This is a genomic window from Nonomuraea zeae (genome assembly GCF_005889725.1).
Classification (GTDB): domain Bacteria; phylum Actinomycetota; class Actinomycetes; order Streptosporangiales; family Streptosporangiaceae; genus Nonomuraea; species Nonomuraea zeae.
In genome coordinates, this window is the sequence record NZ_VCKX01000658.1 from 1 (window position 1) to 1,604 (window position 1,604).

The 1,604-nt window shown below is 66.0% G+C and carries 1 protein-coding gene; it reads left to right on the forward strand.

What is annotated here, in order from left to right; genetic code table 11:
- The first annotated feature begins 230 nt into the window (after positions 1-230).
- Positions 231-1,514, forward strand: a complete 1,284-nt coding sequence (locus ETD85_RS62170) for an IS110 family RNA-guided transposase (RefSeq protein WP_138699078.1) — start codon at positions 231-233, stop codon at positions 1,512-1,514.
- Positions 1,515-1,604: the final 90 nt, after the last annotated feature.

A 1,604-nucleotide genomic window follows, 5' to 3' on the forward strand; every position in this document is an offset into this window, starting at 1 on the left:
TTGTAGACTTCTAGGCCCCTTCGGGGCGTGGCACGTGTGGGAAAATCCGACCGGGCCGCTCGCCGACGTCGGTGAATCATGGCGCAGCTGAGGCCGAATTGTAGCTTGATGCTGGGAGCCGTCTTGCGGGGCTGCGCGTTGTCGCCACGAGCACGAGGGGCCGATTCGCCTTCTTCCCCATGGCTCCTGCGGGCGGCCCGCCGATCGGAACACGCGCGGGAAGAGGAAACGTGAAAGAGGTCCCGGAGCAGGACTTACTCATCGAGCGGGTGGCGGCGCTGGACCTGGGCAAGGCGGCGCTGGAAGCCTGCGTGCGGGTGCCGCACGAGTCGAAAGCCGGTCGGCGGATGCAGGAGGTGCGCTCCTATGCCACCACCACCGCCGATCTGCTGGCCATGGCGGACTGGTTCCGCTGCTGGGGTGTCACCCGGGTAGTGATGGAATCGACCTCCGACTACTGGAAGGGCGTGTACTTCCTGCTGGAGGCCGAAGGGTTCGAGTGCTGGCTGGTCAACGCCCGGGACGTGAAGAACGTACCGGGCCGCCCCAAGACCGACAAACTGGACGCGGTCTGGCTGGCCAAGGTCGCCGAGCGCGGCATGTGCCGGCCCTCTCTGGTGCACCCCGAGCCCATCCGGCAACTGCGCGACCTGACCCGGTACCGGCGCGCCCTGGTCCAAGACCGCGCGCGTGAGATGCAGCGCGTGGAGAAACTTCTCGAGGACGCCCAGATCAAGATCGGGACTGTGCTCAGCGATATCCACGGCCAGTCCGGCCGCGCGATGATGGAGGCCCTGATCGCCGGAGAACGCGACGTCTGCGTGATGGCGCAGATGGCCAAGGGCCGAGCCCGCAACAAGATCCATGAACTGGAAGAAGCCCTGCGCGGCTTCTTCACCGGCCACCACGCCATGATCCTGCGCATGATGCTGGACAACATCGACCGGATGGCCGCCCAGCTCGCCGAGCTGAACCTCAAGATCGAGACCGCGGTCGCTCCCTTCGCCCACCAGATCGGCCAGCTAGTGGAGATCCCCGGCCTGGACCAGATCGCCGCCCGCGAGCTGATCGGTGAGATCGGCGTGGACATGACCCGCTTCCCCTCCCCCGCTCACCTGGCCTCCTGGGCCAAGTTTTGCCCCCAGGTCCACGAATCCGCCGGAAGAAAGAAGAACAAGAGCCGAGGCAAAGGCAACCCATGGCTCGCCGGCGCCCTGGGCCGCATCGTCTTCGGCTTCTCCCGCTCCGACAGCTTCCTCGGCGCCCGCTACCGCCGCCTGGCCAAACGCCGCGGCCCCCAAAAGGCCATCATCGCCGCCGGCAACTCCCTGCTGACCGTCGTCTACCACCTGCTGTCCGACCCCAACGCCCGCTTTCACGACCTCGGCAGCGACTACTACAGCACCCGAATCGACAAAGACCGCCAAGCCCGCAACCTCGCCCGCCACCTCCAAGCCATCACCGGACAGCAGATCACCATCCAAGACGGACAGGTGATCCTTCACAGCTCCTGACCACCACTCACCGCGAAACCCCAACCATGATCACCAGGTCGGGGTTCGCTGCCGCGTGCCCAGCTCAGGAAGGGATTTTCGGGGCAGATT